At 69.7% G+C, this 20,674-nt stretch carries 21 protein-coding genes; 12 read left to right on the top strand and 9 right to left on the bottom strand.

What is annotated here, in order from left to right; all coding sequences use genetic code 11:
* The first annotated feature begins 39 nt into the window (after positions 1 to 39).
* Genes ASG30_RS03665 through ASG30_RS03690 form a run of 6 tightly spaced genes read left to right on the top strand, consistent with a single transcriptional unit; the run spans position 40 to position 6,451 of the window.
* Positions 40 to 1,335 carry an O-acetylhomoserine aminocarboxypropyltransferase gene (locus ASG30_RS03665; RefSeq protein WP_055892788.1) on the top strand — a complete coding sequence of 432 codons (1,296 nt, stop codon included), beginning with the start codon at positions 40 to 42 and terminating at the stop codon, positions 1,333 to 1,335.
* Positions 1,336 to 1,337: 2 nt separating this feature from the next.
* On the top strand, positions 1,338 to 2,144 hold the full coding sequence (locus ASG30_RS03670; RefSeq protein WP_055892791.1) for an alpha/beta fold hydrolase: 807 nt from the start codon (positions 1,338 to 1,340) through the stop codon (positions 2,142 to 2,144).
* 58 nt (positions 2,145 to 2,202) lie between these two features.
* Positions 2,203 to 3,189 (top strand): DUF2157 domain-containing protein, encoded by a 987-nt coding sequence (locus ASG30_RS03675; RefSeq protein WP_055892795.1) that lies wholly within the window; start codon positions 2,203 to 2,205, stop codon positions 3,187 to 3,189.
* Entirely contained in the window at positions 3,186 to 4,802 is a 1,617-nt protein-coding gene (locus tag ASG30_RS03680) for a GDYXXLXY domain-containing protein (protein WP_055892803.1), read from the top strand. The genes ASG30_RS03675 and ASG30_RS03680 overlap by 4 nt, the downstream gene beginning before the upstream one ends.
* Entirely contained in the window at positions 4,799 to 6,082 is a 1,284-nt protein-coding gene (locus ASG30_RS03685) for a cytochrome P450 (protein ID WP_082521872.1), read from the top strand. The genes ASG30_RS03680 and ASG30_RS03685 overlap by 4 nt, the downstream gene beginning before the upstream one ends.
* A gap of 30 nt (positions 6,083 to 6,112) precedes the next feature.
* Positions 6,113 to 6,451, top strand: a complete 339-nt coding sequence (locus ASG30_RS03690) for an Mpo1-like protein (RefSeq protein ID WP_055892804.1) — start codon at positions 6,113 to 6,115, stop codon at positions 6,449 to 6,451.
* A gap of 10 nt (positions 6,452 to 6,461) precedes the next feature.
* On the opposite strand, the gene ASG30_RS03695 is transcribed toward ASG30_RS03690, so the two are convergent.
* Positions 6,462 to 7,664, bottom strand: coding sequence for a YihY family inner membrane protein (locus ASG30_RS03695; RefSeq protein WP_055892807.1), 1,203 nt, complete (start codon positions 7,662 to 7,664; stop codon positions 6,462 to 6,464).
* 23 nt (positions 7,665 to 7,687) lie between these two features.
* On the opposite strand from ASG30_RS03695, the gene ASG30_RS03700 reads away from it, so the two are divergent.
* The 6 genes from ASG30_RS03700 to xth are packed head-to-tail and all read left to right on the top strand — an operon-like array spanning position 7,688 to position 11,833.
* Entirely contained in the window at positions 7,688 to 8,071 is a 384-nt protein-coding gene (locus ASG30_RS03700) for a DUF2069 domain-containing protein (protein ID WP_235579731.1), read from the top strand.
* On the top strand, positions 8,068 to 9,483 hold the full coding sequence (locus ASG30_RS03705; protein WP_055892812.1) for an FAD-binding oxidoreductase: 1,416 nt from the start codon (positions 8,068 to 8,070) through the stop codon (positions 9,481 to 9,483). The genes ASG30_RS03700 and ASG30_RS03705 overlap by 4 nt, the downstream gene beginning before the upstream one ends.
* Positions 9,484 to 9,510: 27 nt before the next feature.
* Positions 9,511 to 9,741: a type II toxin-antitoxin system CcdA family antitoxin gene (locus ASG30_RS03710; protein ID WP_055892816.1), complete on the top strand. Its 231-nt coding sequence runs from the start codon at positions 9,511 to 9,513 to the stop codon at positions 9,739 to 9,741.
* Positions 9,742 to 9,756: 15 nt separating this feature from the next.
* Positions 9,757 to 10,572: a thymidylate synthase gene (locus tag ASG30_RS03715; RefSeq protein ID WP_082521873.1), complete on the top strand. Its 816-nt coding sequence runs from the start codon at positions 9,757 to 9,759 to the stop codon at positions 10,570 to 10,572.
* Positions 10,569 to 11,060: a dihydrofolate reductase gene (locus tag ASG30_RS03720; RefSeq protein ID WP_055892822.1), complete on the top strand. Its 492-nt coding sequence runs from the start codon at positions 10,569 to 10,571 to the stop codon at positions 11,058 to 11,060. Before ASG30_RS03715 ends, ASG30_RS03720 begins: the two co-directional genes overlap by 4 nt.
* Positions 11,057 to 11,833: an exodeoxyribonuclease III gene (gene xth, locus ASG30_RS03725; protein ID WP_055892825.1), complete on the top strand. Its 777-nt coding sequence runs from the start codon at positions 11,057 to 11,059 to the stop codon at positions 11,831 to 11,833. Before ASG30_RS03720 ends, xth begins: the two co-directional genes overlap by 4 nt.
* Positions 11,834 to 11,971: 138 nt before the next feature.
* Here xth and ntrC read toward each other — a convergent pair whose 3' ends face one another.
* The 8 genes from ntrC to ASG30_RS03765 form a co-directional block, all read right to left on the bottom strand.
* On the bottom strand, positions 11,972 to 13,456 hold the full coding sequence (gene ntrC / locus ASG30_RS03730; RefSeq protein WP_055892827.1) for a nitrogen regulation protein NR(I): 1,485 nt from the start codon (positions 13,454 to 13,456) through the stop codon (positions 11,972 to 11,974).
* A gap of 113 nt (positions 13,457 to 13,569) precedes the next feature.
* Positions 13,570 to 14,631, bottom strand: coding sequence for a nitrogen regulation protein NR(II) (glnL, locus tag ASG30_RS03735; protein WP_055892830.1), 1,062 nt, complete (start codon positions 14,629 to 14,631; stop codon positions 13,570 to 13,572).
* 31 nt (positions 14,632 to 14,662) lie between these two features.
* Positions 14,663 to 15,193 (bottom strand): hypothetical protein, encoded by a 531-nt coding sequence (locus ASG30_RS03740; RefSeq protein WP_055892832.1) that lies wholly within the window; start codon positions 15,191 to 15,193, stop codon positions 14,663 to 14,665.
* 166 nt (positions 15,194 to 15,359) lie between these two features.
* Positions 15,360 to 16,778: a type I glutamate--ammonia ligase gene (gene glnA, locus ASG30_RS03745; RefSeq protein WP_055892834.1), complete on the bottom strand. Its 1,419-nt coding sequence runs from the start codon at positions 16,776 to 16,778 to the stop codon at positions 15,360 to 15,362.
* A 209-nt stretch (positions 16,779 to 16,987) separates the two neighbouring features.
* Entirely contained in the window at positions 16,988 to 17,794 is an 807-nt protein-coding gene (locus tag ASG30_RS03750; protein WP_055892837.1) for a competence/damage-inducible protein A, read from the bottom strand.
* A gap of 127 nt (positions 17,795 to 17,921) precedes the next feature.
* A complete protein-coding gene (locus tag ASG30_RS03755) occupies positions 17,922 to 18,878 on the bottom strand; it encodes a sterol desaturase family protein (protein WP_055892841.1) in 957 nt (318 codons plus the stop codon).
* On the bottom strand, positions 18,875 to 19,708 hold the full coding sequence (locus ASG30_RS03760; RefSeq protein ID WP_055892844.1) for a polysaccharide deacetylase family protein: 834 nt from the start codon (positions 19,706 to 19,708) through the stop codon (positions 18,875 to 18,877). Before ASG30_RS03760 ends, ASG30_RS03755 begins: the two co-directional genes overlap by 4 nt.
* Positions 19,674 to 20,648 carry a YncE family protein gene (locus ASG30_RS03765; protein ID WP_055892847.1) on the bottom strand — a complete coding sequence of 325 codons (975 nt, stop codon included), beginning with the start codon at positions 20,646 to 20,648 and terminating at the stop codon, positions 19,674 to 19,676. Before ASG30_RS03765 ends, ASG30_RS03760 begins: the two co-directional genes overlap by 35 nt.
* Between the last annotated feature and the right edge of the window lie 26 nt (positions 20,649 to 20,674).

Here is a 20,674-nt window from a genome sequence, read left to right on the forward strand (position 1 = left end):
CGAGCGCACACAACGAGACAGGGACCCGAGGAGACCTCCATGCCCGGCTATTCCGACCCCGGCTTCGACACGCTCGCGTTGCACGCCGGCGCCGCGCCCGACCCGGCCACCGGCGCCCGCGCCGTGCCCATCCACCTGACCACCTCGTTCGTCTTCGAATCGAGCGACCACGCGGCGGCGCTGTTCAACCTCGAGCGTGCCGGCCACGTCTATTCCCGCATCAGCAACCCGACCAACGCTGTGCTGGAGCAGCGGGTGGCGGCGCTGGAAGGCGGCATCGGCGCCATCGCCACCGCCAGCGGCCAGGCGGCGCTGCACCTGTCCATCGCGACACTGATGGGTTCGGGCTCGCACATCGTGGCCAGCACGGCGCTCTACGGTGGCTCGCAGAACCTGCTGCACTACACGATGCGCCGCTTCGGCATCGACACCACCTTCGTGAAGCCGGGCGACATCGACGGCTGGCGCGCCGCGATCCGGCCCAACACCCGGCTGCTGTTCGGCGAGACCGTGGGCAACCCCGGCCTGGACGTGCTGGACCTCCCCACGGTGGCCGCCATCGCCGAAGAAGCGGGCGTGCCGCTGCTGGTGGACTCCACCTTCACGACGCCCTGGCTCATGAAGCCCTTCGACCATGGCGCCCACCTCGTCTACCACTCGGCCACCAAGTTCCTGTCGGGCCACGGCACGGTGATCGGCGGCGTGGTCGTGGACGGCGGCAGCTTCGACTGGGAGCGTTCGGGCAAGTTCGCCGAACTCACCGCGCCGTACGACGGCTTCCACGGCATGGTGTTCAGCGAGGAGTCGACCGTGGGCGCTTTCCTGCTGCGCGCGCGGCGCGAGGGCCTGCGCGACTTCGGCGCCAGCATGAGCCCGCACACGGCCTGGCTCATCCTGCAGGGCATCGAGACCCTGCCGCTGCGCATGGAGCGCCACATGCGCAACACGCAGCGGGTGGTCGAGTTCCTGGCGGCCCAGCCCTTCGTCGAGCGCGTCGGCCATCCGATGCTGGAGTCGCACCCCAGCCATGCCCTGGCGAAGAAGCTGCTGCCGCGCGGCGCCGGCTCGGTCTTCAGCTTCGACATGCGCGGCAACCGGGCCCAGGGCCGCAAGTTCATCGAGACGCTGAAGGTGTTCAGCCACCTGGCCAACGTGGGCGACTGCCGCTCGCTGGTGATCCATCCGGCCAGCACCACGCACTTCCGCATGACGGACGAGGCGCTCGCCGGCGCCGGCATCACGCAGGGCACGATCCGCCTGTCGATCGGGCTGGAAGACCCGGACGACCTGATCGACGACCTCAAGCGCGCGCTCAAGGCGGCGGAGAAGGCCTGATCATGGAACTCACCGTCCGCGGCCAGCCGGCCTACTGCTACACCGGCGGCAAGCCCTTCGCTCCCGAGAAACCCACCGTGGTGTTCCTGCACGGCGTGCTCAACGACCACAGCGTCTGGGGCCTGCAGACGCGCTACTTCGCCCACCACGGCTGGAACGTGCTGGCGCCCGATCTCCCCGGGCATTGCCGCAGCGGCGGCGAGCCGCCGGCATCGGTGGAGGAAGCGGCGCAGTTCACGCTGGACCTGCTCGATGCGGCCAAGGTGGAGAAGGCGGCGCTGGTGGGGCACAGCTTCGGCGCGCTGGTCGCGCTGGAGGCGTCGGCCCGTGCGCCGCAACGCATCAGCCGCCTGGCGCTCTGTGGCGTCGCGGCGCCGATGAAGGTGTCGCCCGCGCTGCTGGAGAACTCGCAGCACGCGCCGATGAAGGCGATCGACATGGTCAATGTGTTCTCGCATTCCATGCTGGCGCCGCCGCCCTCCTCGCTGGGCCCGGGCACCTGGCTGTACGGCGGCTCGCGCGCGCTGATGCGGCGGGTGCTGGCCAGCAATCCGCGCGTGAACGTGTTCCACCGGGGCTTCGTCGCCTGCGACAGCTACCAGGGCGGCGACGCCGCGATGCAGGAGGTGGGTTGCCCGGTGCTCTTCGTGCTCGGTCGCAACGACGCGATGACCCCGCCGCGGGCCGCGCAGTCGCTGCAGTCGCGGGCCCGGGACGGCCGCACGGTCGTCGTCGACGCCGGCCACCAGATGATGACGGAGGCGCCCGATGCCGTGCTCGCGGCGCTGAAGGATTTCCTGCCGGCATGAGCCCCGCCCGGCCGCCCGAAGGGGCTCGCACCGCAGTGCGCAGCACGGAGGTTATCCAATGAACACCCGCCTGGCGCTCTACGACCTCGCGCGTCGCCACGGCGTGCCGCCCGGGGGCGTGGCGGTGCTGGTGCGCGAAGCGGGACTCGACCAGCCGCCCGCCGGCCTGCAGCGCGGGCTGTGGCGTGGCGTCGCGGTGCTGGCCGCGGCGCTGGTGGGCCTGGGCCTGATCCTCTGGCTGGCGGCCAACTGGGACACGCTGGGCCGCCTGGGGCGCTTCGCCCTGCTGCAGTCGGTGGTGGGGGTGGCCTGCCTCGCCGCGGCGCTGCGGCCGGCCTTGCGCGCACCGGCGGCGCTGGCCGCCTTGCTCGGCATCGGCGGACTGTTCGCGTACTTCGGCCAGACCTACCAGACCGGCGCCGACGCCTGGCAGCTGTTCGCGCTGTGGGCCGTGCTGGCGCTGCCGCTGGCCCTGGCCGTGCGCAGCGACGTGCTGTGGGCGCCCTGGGCGCTGGTCGCCCTGACGGCGATAGCGCTCTGGACCTTCGCGCACACCGGCCACCGCTGGCGCGTGACGCCGCAGGACGTGGGCACGTTCGGCACGGCCTGGATCGCCGCCGGCCTGGTGGCGGCCGCGCTCTCGCCCGCCGGATCGCGCTGGACCGGCGCCGGACCCTGGGCCTTCCGGACCGCCGTGTCGCTGGGTGTTGTGGCCGTGGTCGCGGGCGCGCTGGGCGCCCTGTTCCGTTCGCCGATCGCGCCGCATTTCTGGCTGGGCACCGCGCTGCTCGCCGCGGCCGGCGCCGTGCTGGCGCAGCGGCGGACCTTCGACATCTTCGCGTTGAGCGTGGTCGCACTGGCGCTGGACACGCTGCTGGTGGCCGGGCTGGCGCGCCTGCTGTTCGAAGGCGCGGGATCCGATCCGTTCGGCCGCATGCTGTTGATCGGGCTGGCGGCCGCGGGGCTGCTGGCGGCGTCGGTGCAGTTCATCCTGCGGCTGGCGCGCACGCACGGGTCGGTGCCTCGCGCGGAGGACTCGGAATGAACGAGGCGCTCACGCGCGCTGTGCGCGCCGGCGTGGCCCGGGGCCTGCTGCCACGCGAAGCCTCGGCGACGCCCGACGAGGGCCGCCCCTGGCCGGTGGTGCTGCTGACGGCGCTGGGCGCCTGGCTGGCGGCGATCCCGCTGCTGGGATTCTTCGGTGCGCTGCTCGGGCCCTTGATGACGCAGGGCGTCGGGGCCTACGTCGTCGGCGTGGCCGCGCTGGGGGGCGCCGCGGCGCTGCTGCGGTCGGAGCGGCTGCCGGTGTTCGTGGAGCAGCTGGCGTTCCCCTTGTTGCTGGTGGGTGGCGGGTCGCTGGCGATGGGCCTGTACCGAGACCTGCCGCACACGGCGGCTTCGGTGCTGCTGCTGGCGGTCTGCGTGTCGCTGGCGGTGGCTCTTCGCAAGCCCTGGCTGCGGCTGCTGCTCGGCGCGCTGGGGGCCGGCCTCGTCGTCGCACTGCTCCATGGCGAGAACTGGAGCAGCAGGTCGGCGATGCTGCCGATGGCGCTGGCCCTGCAGGCGGCCCTGCTGGTTTGGGCGGCGGCCCTGGGCTGGCAGCAGTCCGGTCGGGCGGGCGCGGAATCGGCCGCCGTGGTCGAGTCGTTCGGGGCCGGTTGGGCGATCGCTGTGCTGGCCGGCCTGGCCGCCTGGTCCGGCATGACCTTCCTGGTCGGCGGCAGCCTGGGCTTCTGGGGCGAGCTGGCGGGTGAAGTCGCACCCGGGCGGCGTCGGGACGCCGACTGGCCGATGCTGCAGGCCGCGTCCGTCGTCTTCGCCGCCGCGGGCGCGGCGTGGGCCGCTCGGCGCTGGCCCGAATTGCGCACGGCGCGCTCGGCCGGCGTGGCGCTGGTGCTGATCGGGCTCAGCGGCTTCCTGCCGGCGCTGGGCGGCGTGCTGTTCGCGCTGTCGCTGACCGCGACCAGTGGCCGCGCCCGGCTGGCCGCCGTCGCGGGATTGGCGGCCGCATGGATCTTGGGCAGCTTCTACTACCAGCTGCAGTGGCCGCTCGCGCAGAAGGCGGTGGTGCTGGCCGGCGCCGGTGCGCTGCTGGCGGCGCTGGCCTGGCGCGCAGGCGAAAAGCCGGAGGCCCCGCCCGGCCGTGCCGCACCGCATTCACGCACGCCGGTCCTGCTCGCCACGTTCGCCGCGATCGCCACGCTGGCCGTGGCCAACTTCGCGATCTGGCAGAAGGAAGACCTGATCGCCCACGGCCGCAAGGTCTACGTGCAGCTGGCGCCGGTCGATCCGCGTTCGCTGATGCAGGGCGACTTCATGCGCCTGAACTGGCCGCTGCCCGATGCGGGCCGCTTCCAGGAGGCGCCGGTGACGTTGCGCCGTCCGCAGGTGGTCGCGACGCTGGACGCCCGTGGTGTCGCGCAGCTGCTGCGGGTGGTGGGCGATGACTCGCCGCGGGCGCCGGGCGAGATCGGCATCGAGCTCACGCCCCGCGGCGGCCGCTGGATGATCGTCACCGATGCCTGGTTCTTCCGCGAGGGCGACGCCGAGCGCTGGCAGCGCGCCCGCTATGGCGAGTTCCGCGTGCTCCCCGACGGCCGCGCGCTGCTGGTGGGGCTGGCCGACGAACGACTGCAACCCATCCCTTCCGACCGATGAACGCCGCACCCATCACGCCGACGATGAGTTCCGAACGGGCGCGGGAGATCGCCGCCGCTTTCGACCTGCGTGCGTTGCCCGCCGACTTCTACGCGAACCCCTTCCCCGTCTACGCCGCGCTGCGCGAGCACGAGCCGGTGCGGCGCATGCCCGACGGCTCGTGGTTCCTCACGCGCTACGCCGACCTGGTGGCGGTGTACCGCGACGCCCAGGGCTTCAGCTCGGACAAGAAGGTGGAGTTCACGCCCAAGTACGGCGCCGGCTCCGCGCTGCTGGCGCACCACACGACCAGCCTGGTGTTCAACGACCCGCCGCTGCACACCCGCGTGCGCAAGCTGATCATGGGCGCCCTCACCCGCCGCGCCATCGCCGGGATGGAGCCCGGCCTGGTGGGGCTGGTCGACGGGCTGCTCGACCGCCTCCAGGCGCAAGGCGGCGGCGACCTGATCGAGGACTTCGCCGCGGCCATCCCCGTGGAGATCATCGGCAACCTGCTGGGCGTGCCGCACGAGGAGCGCGGCCCGCTGCGCGACTGGTCGCTGGTCATCCTGGGCGCGCTGGAGCCCCGGCTCACGCCCGAGCAGGAGGAGCGCGGCAACCGCAGCGTGTCCGAGATGCTCGACTACCTGCGCGTGCTGGTGGCGCAGCGGCGCCGGCAACCGGGCGACCCGGAGCACGACGTGCTGACCCGCCTGATCCAGGGCGAGCAGGGCGGCGAGCAGCTCAGCGAGCCCGAGCTGCTGCAGAACTGCATCTTCATCCTCAACGCCGGGCACGAGACCACCACCAACCTCATCGGCAATGCGCTGGTGGCGCTCCAGGAGTGGCCGGCGCAGAAGGAATCGCTGCTGCGCGCGATCGGGCGTCAGCCGGACTGGAACGCACTGGAACCGGTGATGACGGTGGCCGTGGACGAGTTCCTGCGGTTCGAGTCGTCCAACCAGCTGGGCAATCGGCGCGCGGTGAAGGCCATGGACGTCGGCGGCGTGCGCCTGGAAGAAGGCGCGCTGGTCACGCTGTGCATCGGCGCGGCGAACCGCGACCCCGCGCAGTTCGAGCGTCCCGACGAGCTGGACCTGGCCCGCGCGAACAACCGGCACCTGGCCTTCGGCTTCGGCATCCACCAGTGCGCGGGACTGAGCCTGGCGCGGCTGGAGGGGCGCGTGGCGATCGGACGCTTCCTGGCCCGGTTCCCCGGTTACCGGCTGGCGGCGCCGCCGGTGCGCGGCGGGCGGGCGCGCTTTCGCGGCTTCCTGCACGCGCCTTTCGCGGTCGCCTAAACTGGGCTTCACAACGACAGGAGACGAAGCATGGGCACGACCACCACTTCCGGCGCCGCCGTCGATCCGCGTGCGCTGCACTCTTTCGCCGAGTTCTATCCCTTCTACCTGAGCGAGCACAGCAACCGCACCTGCCGCCGCATGCACTTCGTCGGCTCCACGCTGGCACTGGCCTGCCTGGCGATGCTGCTGGTGACGGGCAACTGGCTCTGGCTGCTGGCGGGGCTGGTGGCCGGCTACGGCTTCGCCTGGATCGGCCACTTCGGCTTCGAGAAGAACCGGCCGGCCAGCTTCAAGCGCCCGCTCTACAGCTTCATGGGCGACTGGGTCATGTACAAGGACATCTGGAGCGGGAAGATCCCGTTCTAGGCGCGGTCTCCTAGACCACGTCCTTCAGGTACAGGCGCGACCAGCCGCCCTTGTCCCACAGGCCCGCCGTCGCGGCGGTGCGCGGCAGCAGCAGGTGCCGCAGCAGGGGCTCCACCGAGGTCGAGTCCACGTCGGCCAGCATCACGTAGCGCGTGGCCACGTCGTCGTCCACTTCGTTGAGGCGGCCCACCCAGTCCAGCTGCACCAGCGTCTCCAGCACCGGCTCCAGCTGCAGGGCATCGACGTCGGTGGCGGCCACCAGTTCATCCACGTTCATGCCCCGCCGTGCGGACACGCGGGCGCGGTGCAGCTGCTGCAGCACCTCCAAAGCCAGCTGGAACTGCCAGCCCTGGCCCGTGGGCGGGCGCCGTCCCGCGCCGAGCATGCCCGGCAGGTAGGCGGCCACCACGGCGCCGACCAGCACCACCAGCCAGGCCAGGTAGATCCACACCAGCAGGATCGGGAAGGTGGCGAAAGCGCCGTAGACCACCGAATAGGTCGGCACCAGGTTCAGGTACCAGGCGAGCAGGCGCTTGGCCAGCTCGATGCCCAGGGCCGCGAAGACGCCGCCCGCCGCCGCATGCGCCATGCGCACCGGCGTGTTGGGCACGAAGCGGTACAGGCACGTCAGCGCCCCGGCGATCAGGCCGAACTCCAGCAGGTCCAGCACGAACTGCAGCGTGCCCGGCATGCCGCGCACCAGCCCGCGCGAAGCGTAGAGCGCGTAAGAGGTGGCGCTCAGGCTCACCCCGACCAGCAACGGCCCCAGCGTCAGCACGGCCCAGTAGATCAGCACGCGCTGGGGCAGCGGACGCGGGCGCTTGACCCGCCAGATGGTGTTGAGAGTGCGGTCGATGGTGAGCACCAGCGCGATGGCCGACACCAGCAGCACCGCCAGGCCCACGGCGCCCAGGCGGCTGGCCTTGCCCGCGAACTGCGTGAGGTAGCCCAGCACCTGCCGCGCGATGGCGTCGGGCACCAGGCTCTGCACCAGCCACTGCTGCACCGCGACCTGCATCTTCCCGAAGATGGGGAAGGCGCTGAACAGCGCCAGGGCCACGGTGAAGAGCGGCACCAGGGCGATGGTGGTGGTGAAGGTCAGGCTGCTGGCGGTCAGGCCCAGGCGGTCTTCGCGAACGCGCTCGCGCAGCGTGCGAGCCGATGACAACCAGGGGAAGCGTTGGAGATCGGCGAGCAGCAGGGCCACATTCATCGGCCGCTATGATGCCATCGCCCATGGACCCGACTTCCTCCGCCGCCGTCGCGGCCTCTCCCGAACTGCGCCGGATCCGGGCCCTGGCGATCGGCAGCATCGCAGGCCTGATCGTGCTGGGCCTGGCCTGGGAGCTGTGGCTGGCGCCGCTGCCCAACCGCCTGTGGGCGATCAAGGTGCTGCCCCTCCTCTTCCCGCTGGCCGGCCTGCTGCGCTACCGCATGTACACGTACCGGTGGGTGAGCCTGCTGGTGTGGCTGTACTTCACCGAGGGCGTGATGCGCCTGTGGAACGACCCGGTCGCGCCGCCCTGGCTGCCGGCGCTGCAGGTCGTGCTGTGCCTGATGCTGTTCACCGCGTGTGCGCTCCACGTGCGCATGCGCCTGGGTCCCAGGGGAGCGCGATGACCGCCGCATTGATCGAGCAACTGCGCGCCGCCGTCGGACCGGCGCAGGTCCTCACCGAGGGCGACCTCACGGCCTGGGAGCAGGACTGGCGCAAGCGCGTGCGCGGCAAGGCGCTGGCCGTGGTGCGGCCCGGCAGCACCGCCGAAGTGGCGGCCGTGGTGCGGGCCTGCGCGGCGGCCGGCGTGTCCATCGTTCCCCAGGGCGGCAACACCGGCCTGGTCTGCGGCGGCGTGCCGGACGAGAGCGGCCGGCAGGTCCTGCTGAGCCTGCAGCGCATGACGGCCGTGCGTTCGGTCGACCGCGAGAACCTCACCATGACGGTGGAAGCCGGTTGCATCCTGCACACGGTGCAGCCGGCGGCGGATGGCGCCGGCCTGCTGTTTCCGCTGAGCCTGGCGGCCGAAGGCAGCTGCACCATCGGCGGCAACCTGGCGACCAACGCCGGCGGCACGCAGGTCGTGCGCTACGGCAATGCGCGCGAGCTGTGCCTGGGCCTGGAAGTGGTCAACGCGCAGGGCGAGGTCTGGGACGGCCTGGCGGGCCTGCGCAAGGACAACACCGGCTACGACCTGCGCCAGCTGTTCATCGGCAGCGAAGGCACGCTGGGCATCATCACCGCCGCGACGCTCAAGCTGTACCCGCGGCCGGCCGCCGCCCTCACCGCCTGGGCGGCCGTTCCCTCGATGGCCAATGCGGTGTACCTGCTGGAACTGGCGCACGAGCGGCTGGGCGCAGGCCTCACCGGCTTCGAGGTGATGGGGCAGTTCGCCCTGTCGCTGGTCGCCAGGCACCACCCGCAGCTGCGCGTGCCCTTCGTGCAGGACAGCCCATGGGGCGTGCTGATCGAGAACTCGGACCACGAGTCGGAGGCGCATGCGCGCGGCCAGTTCGAGGGCCTGCTGGAAGCGGCGATCGAAATGGGGCTGGTGACCGACGCGGTGGTCGCGGAGAACCTAGCGCAGGCGCACCAGCTGTGGCACGTGCGCGAGACCATCCCGCTGGCGCAGGCCGAGGAAGGCCTGAACATCAAGCACGACATTTCGGTGCCCATCTCGCGCATCCCCGCGTTCTGCGAGGAGACCGACGCGCTGCTCGCGGCCGCCATCCCCGGCGTTCGCCTGGTCAACTTCGGCCACCTGGGCGACGGCAACCTGCACTACAACGTGCAGGCACCCGAGCACGGCGATGCCCTGGCTTTCCTCAACGAGAAGGAAGAACAGGTCAACGCGATCGTGCACGACCAGGTGCACAAGTTCGACGGATCGATCTCCGCGGAGCACGGCGTGGGGTCGCTCAAGGTGGACAAGCTGCCGCTGTACAAGTCGGCGGTGGCGTTGTCGATGATGCGGAGTCTCAAGCTGGCGCTCGACCCGAAGAACCTCCTGAACCCGGGGCGGGTCGTGCGCATATGATTTGTGCGGTCGTGCGAAAGAATCTCGATGCCGAAGATTGATGACGTGAGCAAGATCTGCTCGCTCCACAGCAAGATTCAGGAGATGGCCCGCTCACTCGGGATGAACATGCCTCCTGCTTCAGACGAGCAGTTCGCTACAGATGTGAGCCGGCGCTATTGGGAACGTTGGCATGAGGTGAACCATGAAGCGATCGCCGAGTACAACTCTCGCATCGCTGCCGAGGGGCTTCCGCTCGCGAAGTACCGAACCTATTGATTCGTGGTTACCAAAATGAATCCATCGCACCCCGTCCGATCCCAGTACGAAGACTTCATGCGCCATGTCCACACGCATGGCACGCCCAAGACGGACCGCACGGGCACCGGCACGCGCAGCGTGTTCGGCTACCAGATGCGGTTCGACCTGAACGAGGGCTTCCCGCTGGTGACCACCAAGAAGGTCCACCTCAAGTCCATCATCCACGAGCTGCTGTGGTTCCTGGAGGGCTCCAGCGACAACAACCGGCTGCGCGAGCGCGGCGTCACCATCTGGGACGAGTGGGCGCGCGAGGACGGCGACCTCGGGCCGGTGTACGGCGTGCAGTGGCGCAGCTGGCCCACGCCGGACGGCGGGCACGTGGACCAGATCGCCGAGGCGATCAAGGCGATCAAGACCAATCCGGATTCGCGCCGCATCATCGTCAGCGCCTGGAACGTGGCCGACATCCCGAAGATGGCGCTGGCGCCCTGCCACGCCTTCTTCCAGTTCTACGTCGCGGACGGCAAGCTGTCCTGCCAGCTGTACCAGCGCAGCGCCGACATCTTCCTGGGCGTGCCGTTCAACATCGCCAGCTACGCGCTGCTCACGCACATGATGGCGCAGCAGTGCGACCTGGGCGTGGGCGACTTCATCTGGACCGGCGGCGACTGCCACATCTACAGCAACCACCACGAGCAGGTGGAGCTGCAGCTCTCGCGCCAGCCCTTCCCCTACCCGGTGCTCAACATCAAGCGCCGCCCGTCCACGATCTTCGACTACGAGTACGAGGACTTCGAGGTGCTGGACTACCAGTGCCACGGGCCAATCAAGGCGCCGGTGGCGGTGTGACCGAGCTGGGCCTGGTCTACGCGCGTTCGCGCAACGGCGTCATCGGCAAGGACAACCAGCTGCCCTGGCGGCTGCCCGAAGACATGGCGCACTTCAAGGCGGTGACGATGGGCTGCCCCGTCATCATGGGCCGCAAGACCTGGGACTCGCTGCCGCCGAAGTTCCGGCCGCTGCCGGGGCGGCGCAATGTCGTCGTCTCGCGCCAAGCGCAGTGGAACGAGCCGGGCGCCGAACGGGCCGCGTCGCTGGAAGACGCCATCGCGCTGTGCGCCGGCGCGCCGCGGGTGTGGGTCACGGGCGGTGCCGAGATCTACCGGCAGGCGCTGCCGCTGGCGCATCGTGTCGAGGTGACGCTGGTGGACGGCGACTTCGAAGGCGATGCCTACGCGCCGGAGCTCGGGCCCGAGTGGGCGCAGGCCGCGCGGCAGGACCATGTCTCCGCGACGGGCCAGCCCTACAGCTTCATCACCTACGAGCGGCGCGCATGAAGATCACGACCTGGAACGTCAACTCGCTCACCGCGCGCCTGCAGCACGTGCTGGACTGGCTCGCTGCCAACCCGGTGGACGTGCTTTGCCTGCAGGAGCTCAAGCTCACCGACGACAAGTTCCCGCTGCTGGAACTGCAGGCGGCGGGCTATGAGCACTGCGCGGTGTTCGGGCAGAAGACCTACAACGGCGTGGCGATCCTGAGCCGCACCCCGGTGCGCGACATCGCGAAGAACATCGCCGGCTTCGAGGACGAGCATTCGCGGGTGATCGCGGCGACGATCGATGCGCCGCAGGGCGAGCTGCGGCTGGTCAACGGCTACTTCGTCAACGGCCAGGCGCCGGGCACGGAGAAGTTCACCTACAAGATGAACTGGCTCGGCGGACTCAACGCCTACGTCTGCGACGAGCTGCGCCGGCACCAGCGGCTGGTGCTGCTGGGCGACTTCAACATCGCGCCGGAGGACCGCGACTCCTTCGACCCGGAGGGCCTGCGCGACACCATCCACCACACGAAGGAAGAGCGCGAGCATTTCCGCAAGCTGCTGGAGCTGGGGCTGTGCGATGGCTTTCGCCTGTTCGAGCAGCCGGAGAAGAGCTACAGCTGGTGGGACTACCGGATGCTGGGCTACCAGAAGAACCGCGGGCTGCGGATCGACCACATCTTGGTGAGCGAGGCGCTGCGGGGGGACGTGAAGTCGTGTGCGATCGACCGCGTGCCGCGCAAGTGGAAGCAACCGAGCGATCACGCGCCGGTGACGGTCGAGATTTGAGTTGAGATTCCCTCCCCCTCCGGGGGAGGGTTAGGGTGGGGGCGCCCCGGGAGACATTTCAGGGCCCGAGGCGACAGCGGTTGTCGCATTGCGCCCCCACCCCTGCCCTCCCCCGATGGGGGAGGGAGTATTCGGGGCTTACTCCAGCCCCAGTTCCTGGATCTTCCGCGTGATCGTGTTGCGGCCGATGCCCAGCTTCTGCGCGGCTTCGATCCGTCGTCCCCGCGTGTTCGCCAGCGCGGTGAGGATCAGCCGCGACTCGAAGCGCTTGTTCAGCGTGTCCCACACGTCGTGGCGGCCGGACGCGAGCAGTTCCATGGCTTCCGCCTCGAGACCGGCTTCCCAGTTGCCGGGCTCGACCGCCCCGGCCACGGCCGGCACGGGTGCCGTCACGGGCGAAGCTTCCACGGGACGCGCCGCCGACTCCACCGGCGCCCGCGCCGTCACGGCCTCCGGCGCACCCGCCATCACTTCGGGCGGCAGGTCCTTGGGTTCGATCAGCTGGGCCGGCGCCATCACCGTCAGCCAGTGGCAGATGTTCTCCAGCTGCCGCACGTTGCCCGGGAAGGCGAAGGTGCCGAGCCGCACCAGCGCGGCTTCGGAGATGCGCTTGGGCTCCACGCCCAGCTGCTTGGCCGACTGCTGCAGGAAATGCCGCGCCAGCATGGGGATGTCCTCGCGGCGCTCGCGCAGCGCGGGCAGCCGCAGGCGGATCACGTTCAGGCGGTGGAACAGGTCTTCGCGGAACACGCCTTCCTTGACGCGCTGCTCCAGGTCCTGGTGGGTGGCGGCGATGACGCGCACGTTGGCCTTCACCGCGTTGTGCCCGCCCACGCGGTAGAAGTGTCCGTCGGACAGCACGCGCAGCAGGCGCGTCTGCAGGTCGAACGGCATGTCGCCGATCTCGTCCAGGAACAGCGTGCCGCCCTCGGCCTGCTCGAAGCGGCCGCGGCGCATGGTCTGCGCGCCGGTGAAGGCGCCGCGCTCGTGGCCGAACAGCTCGGACTCCAGCAGGTCCTTGGGGATGGCCGCCGTGTTGATGGCCACGAAGGGGCCGTTGGCGCGCGGCGAGTGCTTGTGCAGCGCCCGCGCGACCAGTTCCTTGCCGCTGCCCGACTCGCCCGTGATCATCACCGTCACCATGCTTTGCGACAGGCGGCCGATGGCACGGAACACGTCCTGCATCGCCGGCGCCTGGCCGAGCATCTCGGGCGCGCCGTTCATGCGCTCCTCGGCGACCTCTTCGCGCTGGCTTTCCTCGACCGCGCGGCGGATCAGCTCGATGGCCTTGGGCAGGTCGAAGGGCTTGGGCAGGTATTCGAAGGCACCGCCCTGGAAGGCCGAGACGGCGCTGTCCAGGTCGGAGAACGCCGTCATGATGATGACGGGCAGGCCCGGGTGCTTCTCCTTGACCTTGTTCAGCAGGTCCAGCCCGCTGCCCCCCGGCATGCGGATGTCGCTGACCAGGATCTGCGGCCCCTGCTCCTCGCTGGCGGTCTCCAGCGCGGCCAGCACCTCGCGGGCATTGGTGAAGCTGCGGGTGGGCAGCTCTTCGCGCAGCAGGGCCTTCTCCAGCACGAAGCGGATGGATTGGTCATCGTCAACGATCCAGATCGGCTTCATGCAGCACCCGCCCGGCCGCCCGAAGGGTGCTGCGCGCCCCCTTGGGGGGCAGAGAGCGTAGCGAACGTGGGGGCAATCATCTTTGGTCTACACCCTGTGTCATCGCAGTCAGTTCATGGCAGCGGGATGAGGATCTTGAAATCCGTCCTCCCCGGGACGCTGTCGCATTCGATCAGCCCATGGTGCTGCTGAACGAAGGTCTGCGCCAGCGTCAGCCCCAGTCCTGAACCGCCTTCCCTGCCCGAAACGAGCGGATAGAAGATCCGGTCCTTGATGGACGGGGGCACACCCGGCCCGTTGTCGATGACATGCAATTCCAGTGCCAGTCGGTAGCGTTGCCTTCCGAAAGTGACCTGGCGAGCGACGCGGGTGCGGAACACCAGCTGCGCGTCGCCGGCCGCGATGCGCTCGGACAGCGCCTGGCAGGCGTTGTGGGCGATGTTCAGCACGGCCTGGATCAGCTGCTCGCGGTCGCCGCGGAACTCGGGCAGCGAGGTGTCGTACTCGCGCACGACCTTCAGGCCGCGGGGGAACTCGGCCAGGATCAGCGAGCGCACGCGCTCGCACACCTCGTGGATGTTGACATCGCCCACCACGTGCGGCCGCCGGTGCGGCGCCAGCAGCCGGTCGACCAGCGTCTGCAGGCGGTCGGCCTCGTGGACGATGACGCGGGTGTACTCCTTGAGGTCCTTGCCCTCGATCTCCATCTCGAGCAGCTGCGCCGCGCCGCGGATGCCGCCCAGCGGGTTCTTGATCTCGTGGGCCAGGTTGCGGATCAGTTCCTTGTTGGCCTGGGCCTGGTCGAGCAGGCGCTCCTCGCGCTCCTGCCGCGCCTGCTGCTCCAGCGGCAACAGTTCGACCACGATCTCGCCCGGCTGGTCGGTCTGGGCGACCACCACGTGCACCTGCAGCGCCTCGGTGCCATGGCGGTTGAGCCAGGCGTCGTAGCGAAGGGTCGCGAATTCGTTGCTGCCGGCGCCTTCGAGCGCGGTGCGCAGCTGGCCGGGTTCGGTGAAGCAGGCGGGGAAACTGGAGCCGACGATGGTGCGGCGGGAGCTGCCGAGGGCGTCTTCCAGGGCCGCGTTGGCGAACAGCACGGTGCCGTCGGTGGCGACCACGGCCACCAGCGTGGCGAGGACGTCGAAGGCCTGGTACCGGCCCTGTGCCGGCGACATGGGGACCTGCGGGGAAGGAGGCGTCAAGCCGTCACTTGACCACGGCGGCGGAGGAAGCCGCGCCGGGCAGGCGCCCGAGCTCGCGCCGGATGCCGGCGATGTCGCTTTCGTTGCGGGCCAGCGCGGCCTTCAGCTCGGCCACCCGGTCCAGGTACTTCTGGTGATTGCGGTGCTCGGGGCCCATCTTCTCGGGCTCGCCGTTGTTCCATTCCTTCTGCAGCTCGGCCTGGCGGGCCTCGGCCTTCTTCAGCTCGGCCTCGAGGATGAGGCGGGCGTCGGCGTCGCGGGCCTTCTGCTCGCCGGAATCGACCTTCTGGCCCGGCTGGCCGGAACCAGCGGCGGGCGACGCCGCCGCCACCACCTTGACCGTGCCGCCGCCATGGACCTTGGTGCCCTCCACGACCGTCACGTTGGCGCCCTCCACCAGCTTGCAGCCCTGGGCCTGCGCGACGTTGGCGTCATTGGTGTAGGAGTTCCCGCACCGGAAGATGCGGGTGCCCTGGGCCTGGGCGTGGGCCGCGGACAGCAGCAGGACGAGTGAAAGGGTGAGTGCGGACTTCATGAAGGCTCCTTGCACGGCGGTGCTCAGGACGGTCTGCCAGTATCGCGTAACTGATCAGGAATGCAAGGCAAGCCCATGATCTGGAAGGCAAAAAGCAAAAAAGCACCGCCGTGGCGGTGCTTTCGCGAGACGGGCTGTGCGCAAGTACAGCCCTGCCCGGCTGCCTTTACAGGCTGTAGTACATGTCGAACTCGATCGGGTGCGTGGTCATGCGGAACCGCGTCACTTCCTGCATCTTGAGCTCGATGTAGGCGTCGATCATCGAGTCGGTGAACACGCCGCCCTTGGTCAGGAACGAGCGGCCGCTGTCCAGGTAGTCCAGGGCCTGGTCCAGGCTGTGGCACACGGTCGGGATCTTCGCGTCCTCTTCCGGCGGCAGGTGGTACAGGTCCTTGGTGGCGGCCTCGCCCGGGTGGATCTTGTTCTCCACGCCGTCCAGGCCCGCCATCAGCATGGCGGCGAAGCCCAGGTACGGGTTCATCAGGGGATCCGGGAAACGCGCCTCGATGCGGCGGCCCTTCGGGTTGGCCACGTACGGGATGCGGATGGACGCCGAGCGGTTGCGCGAGCTGTAGGCCAGCTTCACCGGGGCTTCGAAGCCGGGCACCAGGCGCTTGTAGCTGTTGGTGCCGGGGTTGGTGATGGCGTTGAGCGCACGGGCGTGCTTGATGATGCCGCCGATGTAGTACAGCGCGAAGTCCGACAGGCCCGCATAGCCGTCGCCGGCGAACAGGTTCTTGCCGTCCTTCCAGACCGACTGGTGCACGTGCATGCCGGAGCCGTTGTCGCCCACCAGGGGCTTGGGCATGAAGGTGGCGGTCTTGCCGTAGGCGTTGGCCACGTTCTGGATCACGTACTTCTGCAGCTGGCTCCAGTCGGCGCGCGCCACCAGGGTGTTGAACCGGGTGCCGATCTCGTTCTGGCCCGCGCCCGCCACCTCGTGGTGGAAGACTTCGACCGGGATGCCCAGCGATTCGAGGATCAGGGACATCTCGGCGCGCATGTCCTGCGTGCTGTCGACCGGGGGCACGGGGAAGTAGCCGCCCTTGACGGTGGGACGGTGGCCCTTGTTGCCGCCTTCGATCTTCTTGCCGGTGTTCCAGGAGGCCTCGTACTCGTCGATCTCGACGAACGAGCCGGACATGTCGGCGCCCCAGCGGACGTCGTCGAAGATGAAGAACTCGGGCTCCGGTCCGAAGAAGGCGGTGTCGCCCAGGCCGGACGCCTTGAGGTAGGCCTCGGCGCGCTTGGCGATCGAGCGCGGGTCGCGGTCGTAGGCCTTGCCGTCACCCGGTTCCAGCACGTCGCACGTGAGGATCAGGGTGGTTTCCTCGAAGAACGGGTCGACGTTGGCCGTGGCGGGGTCCGGCATCAGCAGCATGTCGGAGGCCTCGATGCCCTTCCAGCCGGCCACGGAGGAACCGTCGAAGGCATGGCCGGCGCTGAACTTGTCGTCGTCGAAGTGGGAGACGGGCACGGTCACGTGCTGCTCCTTGCCGCGGGTGTCGGTGAAGCGGAAGTCGACGAACTTGACTTCGTTTTCCTTCACCATCTTCATGACGTCTGCGACGGTCTTGGCTGCCATCAGTTTTCTCCGGTTGGATGGTTGTTGCGAAAAGGACGGGGCTGGGGAATGCAGGTTCTGTGCCAAAGCTGGTGCATGGCCCCCGTCCAGGGGCCGGCCGATTGTCGAGGAAGAGAACCGCTTTTTCCCTACGGAACGCTGGCGGCTGTCGATGAGTTTCGCACCATCAGGGTGCAAAACCACCGATGCACTTCGGTGGTGCAACCATGTTATCGCACCAATTCAGGGCCGAGCTTGGCTTCCAGGGCCTGCAATCCCGCCAGGAGTTGAACATAAGCGGGGTCGACGGCGCCCGGCGCGCCCTTCACCCCAAGGTCGATGTGCCGGCCGTACTGCGGATGGTCCACGCTGGGCAGGCTGAACACCTTGATGCCCGGGTGGTCGCGTTCCACCTGCTCCATCAGCGGCGTGAGCGTGGCCTCCATGGCGCCGAACACGATGACCGACTTCTCGACCCAGGCGCCGCGCTGGAACAGGTGGGCGTAGCGCCCGTCCAGCACCCACTCCATCATCGGCCAGGCCATCACCGGGAAGCCGGGAACGAAGTGCACGTCGCCGACGCTGAAGCCGGGGATCTTGTTGTACGGGTTGGGGATGAGGCGGGCGCCCTTCGGGAACACGCCCATGTTCAGGCGGTGCACGTTGTCGGCCCGGTCGGGGTCGTACGGCACGCCCTGCTCGCGGGCCACGTCCTGCATCCGCTCGCGGATCAGGGCTTCGGCCTCGGGGTGCAGTTCGAGTTCGATCCCCAGCGCGCGGCCGGCGCACTGGCGCGTGTGGTCGTCCGGCGTGGCGCCGATGCCGCCGCAGGAGAACACCACGTCGCCGGACGCGAAGGCCCTCTGCAGCGTGGCCGTGATCCGCTCGGGCGAATCGCCCACGTAATCGGCCCACGCCAGCTGCAGGCCGCGCGCGGCGAGAAGCTCGATCAGCTTGGGCATGTGCTTGTCGGCGCGCTTGCCGGAGAGTATCTCGTCGCCGACGATGACGAGGCCGAAGTCAGGGCGTGAAGACATCCCTCAATGCTAGCTGCTGAGAGATTCAACAGAACACAGAGGCACAGAGGCACGGAGGAATCCGGATATCTTCAAAAGGATTTCCTCCTCTTCCCTCCGTGCCTCTGTGCCTCTGTGTTGAGTCTCCTCACCCCCCGCCGACCAGGCGCTTGAGCCCCAGCCACTGCTGGGCCCAGAACCCACGCCCGTAGTCGCGGCCCTGCTCCACCTGGTCGCGGATGCCGGTGGGGTCGAAGCGGTGCTCGAAGTTGGCGGTGCGCAGCAGCACGTCCCACCAGGGCAGCAGCACGCCGAAGTTGTGGCCGCCCAGCGTGCCGCGCCCCTGCGCCTCGTGGCCCAGGCCGATGCTGTGGTGCAGGCGATGGAAGCGCGGGCTCACCCAAAGGCGCTCGCCCAGCCGTCCGAACGACAGCCGCAGGTTGGCGTGCTGCAGGCTCTCGGAGAGCTGGGTGACCGCCACCAGGGCGACGAACTGGCCGGGCGCCATGCCGATGGCCTGCGCCACCAGCACCAGGATGCCGTCCCTCAGCAGGTCGTCCAGCAGGTGGTTGCGGTTGTCGCTCCACATCGTCATCTGCCGCTGCGAGTGGTGCAGCGCGTGCAGGCTCCACCACCAGCGCAGGCCGTGCTGGCCGCGGTGGATCCAGTAGTCGACGAAGTCGAACACCACCAGGTACACCAGGAAAGCGACCCAGGGGATGTCGGTCACGCCCGGCCAGACATGGTCCAGGTGGAAGCCGCCCCAGCCCGCCGTGCGCAGCTGGCCGAACAGCTCGTCGAAAAGGGGCTCCACCGTGAAGAACAGCCCCACGCGAAACAGCCCCAGCCGGTGGACCAGCGTGTAGAGGATGTCGGTGCGCACGGCGCCGGCATCGGTGACCGGCTCGACCGGCCGCCAGCGCTGCAGCGGTCCGATGATGGCCAGCATGAGGGCGATCTGGACCAGGCCGACCAGCAGCCAGCCGGTGGCGGCGTAGCCGTCCTCCAGCAGGTGGCCCAGGCCGGTGGCGAACATGGCGGGTTCCACCACGGCCTCGAACAGCCCCTGCTGGGCGGCGCTGAAGGCTTCTTCCAGGAAGTTCATTTCTTGCTCGACTCGCGTTGGGCGATCCAGCCCGAGTAGCGCGGATGCTCGCGCAGGGTACGGAAGCAGAAGCCGCGCTGCTTCAGCCCGGCCACCAGTGGTTCGAGCACCGCCGGCGCCCAGGGGTCCTGGCGCGACCAGATGCCCAGGTGGGCCATGAGGATGTCGCCGCTGCGGATGCCGCGCAGGGCGCGCTCCAGCAGCTCGCGGTTGGAGACCGATTCGCTCGGCAGCTCGTCGCCCAGGAAGCCGGCCGGGGCCCAGCCCACGTGCTCCCAGCCGCAGGCGCGCGTGGCGGCCAGGAAGCGGGCCGAGGTCTTGCCGCCCGGCGCGCGGAACAGCGGCAGCGGCGGCTTGCCCGTGACCTGCTCCAGCCGCTGGGCGGCACGGGCGATCTCGTCGCAGTACTGGGCGGCGGTCCAGGACTGGTCGCGGCCCTCTTCGGCGCCGGAGGAGGCGCGCACCTTGAACCGGGCCGGTTCGCCCGGCAGGTCGGCGCGCCAGTACACGTGGTCCCAGGTGTGGGAGGCGAACTCGTGGCCTTCGGCCGCGCGCGCCTTCCACCACGGGGCCCAGTGCTCGCCCAGGCTGCCGTCACCGGCCCGAGTGCGCTCGTGGGCGGCGAAGAAGGTGGCCTTCACCCCCTGCCGGCGCAGCACGTCGGCGACCAGCGGCGCCACTTCCATGTGGCCGGTATCGAAGGTGAGGTACAGCGGCTTGTCGCAGGCCTGGGCCCGCAGCGGGCCGGCGCCCGCCAGCAGCGCGAGCGCCACCGCGCCGCACGCCAGGCGGCGCTCAGCGGCGCGCGTGGTCCAGCGTCCAGACGCCATGGGGAGACTTGCCGACGGCGACCGTGCGGACCACCTTGCCGGCTTCGGTGTCGATCACGGTGAGCTTGCGCGCCCAGCGCGAGGTCACCATCAGCAGCTTGCCGCCGGCGAGGACCTCGATGCAGTCCGGCCCGCCGGGCGCCGCGAAGCTGCCCACCACCTGCAGCGACTGCAGGTCGATCCTGCTGATGGTGTTGGCGACGCGGTTGCTGACGTACACGTGGCGGCCATCGCCCGCGGAGCGGAAGGCGTGCGCGCCCTCGCCCGTGCGGATGCGGCGGATGGCGCGCGGCTGCGCGCCGCTCACGTCGAACACCTCCACGCTGTCGCCGCCGGTCAGGCCCACCAGGATCAGGCGATCGTCGGCCGTTCCGAAAATGTCGGCCGGCATGGGGCCGGTCTTGATGCGCCATTTCAGCGCCTGCGTGGCCAGGTCGATGGCGACCAGCTCATCGCTGTCCTGCATGGTGGCGTAAACCACGCTGCTGCGGCTGTCGATCCAGAGGTGGCTGGGCGTCTTGCCCGTGGCCACCCGGCCGGCCAGTTGCGGCTCCTTGCCGTCCCAGCGGTAGATGTCCACGTGGTTCAGGCGGTTGCCCGCCGTGACCATCCACTTCATGTCGGGCGAGAAGCGCAGGTGATAGGGGTCGAGGATGCCGCGCACCGTCTTCTGGACCTCGGCCGTGCGCGGGTCGATGAAGGTGAGCGAATCGGCCAGCGCGTTGGCGACGATCACCGACTTCTCGTCGGGCGTCATGTACAGGTGGTGCGGCTCCTTGCCGGTGGGCAGGCGGCGCACCTCCTTCCAGCTGGCGGGATCGACCACGCTGACGGTGGCGTCGAGCGAGTTGAGCACGAAGATGGGGGCGGTCGTCTGGGCCGCCGCGGCGCCCGGAAGGACCGGCAGCCAGACGGCCGCGGCGAGGGCGAGGGAACGCATGAGGGGGATCAAGGGACTTCCTGGGG

Source organism: Ramlibacter sp. Leaf400 (assembly GCF_001424545.1).
In the GTDB taxonomy this organism is placed as follows: domain Bacteria; phylum Pseudomonadota; class Gammaproteobacteria; order Burkholderiales; family Burkholderiaceae_C; genus Ramlibacter.